At 39.6% G+C, this 4,462-nt stretch carries 3 protein-coding genes and 1 pseudogene; 3 read left to right on the top strand and 1 reads right to left on the bottom strand.

Annotated elements, in window-relative coordinates; translation table 11 throughout:
- On the top strand, window positions 1-187 hold a 187-nt coding region (locus BK127_RS41600), incomplete at its 5' end, for a GH32 C-terminal domain-containing protein (RefSeq protein ID WP_179097827.1).
- Between the two features lie 186 nt (window positions 188-373).
- Window positions 374-1,170, top strand: a pseudogene (locus BK127_RS41595) (ROK family protein); the annotation flags it as partial.
- A 997-nt stretch (window positions 1,171-2,167) separates the two neighbouring features.
- On the opposite strand, the gene BK127_RS41590 reads toward BK127_RS41595, so the two are convergent.
- Entirely contained in the window at window positions 2,168-2,491 is a 324-nt protein-coding gene (locus BK127_RS41590; protein WP_076238496.1) for a GNAT family N-acetyltransferase, read from the bottom strand.
- Between the two features lie 975 nt (window positions 2,492-3,466).
- Here BK127_RS41590 and BK127_RS41585 point away from each other — a divergent pair.
- Window positions 3,467-4,240, top strand: a complete 774-nt coding sequence (locus BK127_RS41585) for a metallophosphoesterase family protein (protein WP_076238495.1) — start codon at window positions 3,467-3,469, stop codon at window positions 4,238-4,240.
- Window positions 4,241-4,462: the final 222 nt, after the last annotated feature.

The raw sequence follows: 4,462 nt of genomic DNA, 5'->3' as shown, positions 1-4,462 counted from the left end.
ATCTTCGGTAGAAGTATTTGCGAATGATGGAAAACTCGTTCTGACGGATCAGATTTTCCCTGATCCTTCAAGTACAGGGTTGGAATTGTACGCAATTTCAGGTGAAGCTAAATTAATTTCCATGTCACTTTATACAATGGAATCCATGTATACGACAAACCGATCACGGGTAATGAATAGAAGTTAGCGCGTTGTCATTGTTCCACTCCCGGTTGTTCAATTGACGATCGGGAGTTCTTTCTATTCAAAAGCAACCCTACGATCCTCGATAATTCCGTACTCATTCCCGATCCCACAAACAATCTTGGTTCCGCCTGCTTCAATTACGCCTATACGCATGTTATTTCTCTCCTTCAATCATGCTTTTTCATTTTTCCCGACAGAGCAAGCGGAACCAACCATAGAGAAAGTAATTCTATACTTTCAGGATAAAGGCGTGGAGGCTATTGGGATTGGTACTTTCGGTCCCATCAACCTGGATCGAAACAACGATCAATATGGCTATGTGACCACAACACCGAAGCAGGGCTGGTCTGGGTATCCGTTCCTCCCGACGCTAAAAACCGCGATCGATGTTCCGTACGGATGGGATACGGACGTGAATGCCGCCGCTTATGGGGAGGTCATGTGGGGGGCGGCCCAAGGATTAGATAGCTGCGTATATTACACAATCGGGACAGGAATCGGCGTGGGCGCGTTTACTCCGAAGGTAAAATTGTTCATGGGCTTGTTCACCCTGAGGGAGGACATCTTTTAGTTCGACGTCACAAGGATGATGCATTCGAGGGCCTTTGCCCTTACCATGGAGATTGTCTGGAAGGCATGGCCGCTGGTCCGGCGCTTGAGGCAAGATGGAATAAGAAGGGTAGCCATTTACCGATCGATCATCCTGCTTGGCAGATGGAAGCCTTCTATATCGGTCAGGCTATCACTGGAGCTATTCTCATGCTCTCCCCTCAGAAAATTATTCTCGGCGGTGGCGTTATGCACCAACAGCAGTTGTTTAGCATGATTAGAGATGAGGTGCAGCGTAATCTGAATGGGTACGTGAATTCGGAGACGATCCTTACGAATATCGACGAGTACATCGTACCTCCTAATTTAGGGGATAATGCTGGGCTATGCGGTGCTTTGGCTCTAGGCCTTGTTGCTGCCAAACGTGGAGGATAAGTAACAGCTGTCCAGAAAGATAATTCTAAGTAGAGACCTCTGATATTTCATAATTCTTTCAATATAGTTTAAACTATTTAAGTTGTAGAAATCGCTAGTAGACTGGTTATAAATGTCTAATATAGCTATAGCCTTATATAGCATCGAACAAACACGATTCAATATTTCTAATTGCTCTAAATACGTGTTTTTTTTAAAGAGACGATATATCGATATTGCGACTATATTCAATACACAATCTGCTTTTATTGCTTCACCAGTCAATAAGTAACCGGTAGAACTTGTGGTTTTCTCGTTTATTATCGCGATAGCTATAGAAAGAGAAGAATCAGTTAAGAGATGTTGTAAATAAATCCGAGGCTGGAGACTAGGATAGTTAGTATGACGAAAAACTTCTATGACTTGGTCACGAGACACAAAAGGACTTTGTTGATCTTAAAAAGAAATTAAATCAAGTTACTATAGTTTCCAAATTTCCAATAAATTGTTGTTTACTTATCACTCGTATCACTCGTCCTTTCATTTTTGAATCGAAAAACACCGCTGAAACAAGAACAAATTAATGTTCTCATTTCAGCGGTGCTTCTGCTTTGCCCACTTGGTATTCCAGCTTGGCCTTCGATATCGATACGAATATCATACTTTATTATTAATAGATTTTCAATAGAAACTGCAACTCATTGCTGATAACATGGGTTGGAAGTATCGGGCTGATCTGGCAAATAGGGGTAGTACCAGCGTAGCTGTCACCACCCGCAAACGTATGGATATATATATGGTAATTGAAAAAGAGACGCTATGAATATGGAATATGACAAAAACCCCTCAAGGAAAGGGATCTTGTTCAATTTGTTCTATGGCTTGATCCCTGTTATAACCCCAGTAACGATGTAGTTTTCTACATTGGATCCATGTACCCAATCTTTGATAAATTCCCTGGAGTCATTCTTCGGTTCAATGACCACATTCTTAAATCCACTTTTAACTTCGTTCTTCGTTAGTTGAAAAGTTTGCTTCTTCTTTCTAACAATAAATCGTCTCTCCATTGATCATTCATCTTTCCAAGTTTTTCTCTTCTACCAACTTCTCTAAATCCAAATTTTATATGTAATTTAAGACTTGAGATATTTTCTGGAAATATCCCGGCTTGAAGGGTCCAAAACCCATTCTTTTCTGATAAATCAATTAATTCACTCATTAACAATTTACCAATACCTTTATTTCTTTCCGTTTGCTTAATATAAATACTAACCTCAGCTACCCCAGAATAAACAGATCTCGTGGATATTCTGCTTAATGACTTTAGCTTAGACGACTTCATACTTCGAGTGTCGCCAGAACAGCAGCATGGATCGAGGTTAATTCTTATATCCTACACACATGCTTAATTTATCTTGTAAAAGTCACGGGTCATCACTGTGGATTCTGTAATATTCAAGAAGATTTTTAAACCCGTTTGCTTAGAAAGGGACGATGAGACCGCCAAGTCTAACATCTCGTTCCTTTCGCTTTTTTATTCAGTTCGCTGTTCTTCTTACCATTTCAGGCTTTCCGATTCCATAACCCCTTAAACCGTGATTTAACTGTAAAAAACGATTACGAGTCCTGCATGCACTGCGTTTGACCAATATCGTAACTTTGAAGAGCGTGGGCGTCACTTTGTAGACCTGGTCGGAGCGCTGCACCGGTCAGACGGAAAGGATTGAACAAAGACATCGGCGTTTTCAGGAAAAAGCTGATTTCCTTGATGTATTTATAGACAGTTCTTAAGAGGAACTGATTGCAAGGTCATTACGCTAACGGAAAACTATAGTCGAGGGGTTTGCTTTGAGCAGCTCTTCTTGTGATTATTAAAGTAACGGTCAGAATTCTTCAACAGAATGGATGATAAATTAGATTTGGAAGGTTGCTAATCGAAGCGGTCGTTAATAGTACATTAATAAAGGGTATCGAACGCGTTGATTTATTTTGCGCAGATAATAAAGTGATGTTCTACGAAAAATGGGGGTTTAAACAAGTTCCAATAACCACCAATTACATGAGCTTAATTAAGTGAGTATAAAGGATTAATATGAATTGCACAAAGGAAATGATTCATTCTAATGAATGAAGCTTTCACTCTTACAAACTGGTTGGCTGTGCGATTGAGCAGTTTATATCATATTGTTCAACTAACTGGGAACTATAGCTCACTGGCCACTAAGAAACGGGCAGCAGTAATGTGAAATATGCAATTTACATTTATTAGTCGCATGTTAGGTAATATAAGTGTTCTGACAATCTGGGGTGAATTGAAGTGAAACTTGCTATTTTATCTGACATACATGGAAATTTGACGGCATTAGATGCCGTTCTAAACGATGTTGCATATGAATCCGTTGATAAGATTATTTGTTTAGGTGATATTGCTTATAAGGGACCTGAACCTTCGGAATGTGTCTCTAAAATTCAAAAACTTGATATCTCATGTGTTTATGGAAATACCGACTTATATCTTTTGGGAGCTACGGATATTAAAAACCTTCAGTCTCACGAGCCTTCCTATATCCCAAGTCAATATGAGTTACCTTACTTGAATTGGCATATCGAACGTATGTCAAAATCAGATATTGAATATCTATCAAAATTACCATTTGAATACCGTTTTGAAGTAGACGATCAATCGTTTCATTTCGTTCATGGAACTCCAAAAGACTGTTACTCGGCAATTCAACCACACGATTCTATCCAACACGTCGAATCTAGTATTGCAAATATTAGCGCAGATTGGCTAATCATGGGTCACATACATAAACAGTTTATTTTCCGAAGTGCAAATATTATTTTGGTGAATACTGGGGCGGTTGGATTTTCATTAGATTACGATCCGAGAGCAGCTTACGTCACTATTGATACTACACATGGAAAATTCACTTTACATAGAGTCAATTATGATATTGAGAAAGCTGTTCAATCAGCTAAAACAAGGAATTTTTGTTTTTCACCAGAATGGTATGGGGAAGCACTTCGTAAAGGTTGGTGGGAGCCAATTCCCTATCCTGAACGAGTGAAAATAGATATGCCCAATTGATTTGTGATATCGAACAAGTGGATAAAATAGATTTTAGCAAGTAGGAGCCCGAAAAATGGCAGCCAATGCATAGCCTATTAAACTAACGGATAACAATAGCTTAACCAGACATGAACATGAGGACAATCCTCTATACTTCTTGGTGCGAAATACGCCCCGCCGCCAAAGGACGACGTAGCCGTTTCGCCTTGTGGCTTCCAGATGATTCGAATATGATGGAAG

This window comes from Paenibacillus sp. FSL H7-0331 (assembly GCF_001956045.1).
The sequence above is the reverse complement of the archived record's forward strand: the minus strand, read 5'-3'. Positions and strand labels throughout refer to the sequence as shown.

What these genes read in the sequence shown, in the direction of transcription:
- BK127_RS41590 (WP_076238496.1), bottom strand. Translation starts at nt 2,491, where the DNA reads ATGAAGTCGTCTAAGCTAAAGTCATTAAGCAGAATATCCACGAGATCT.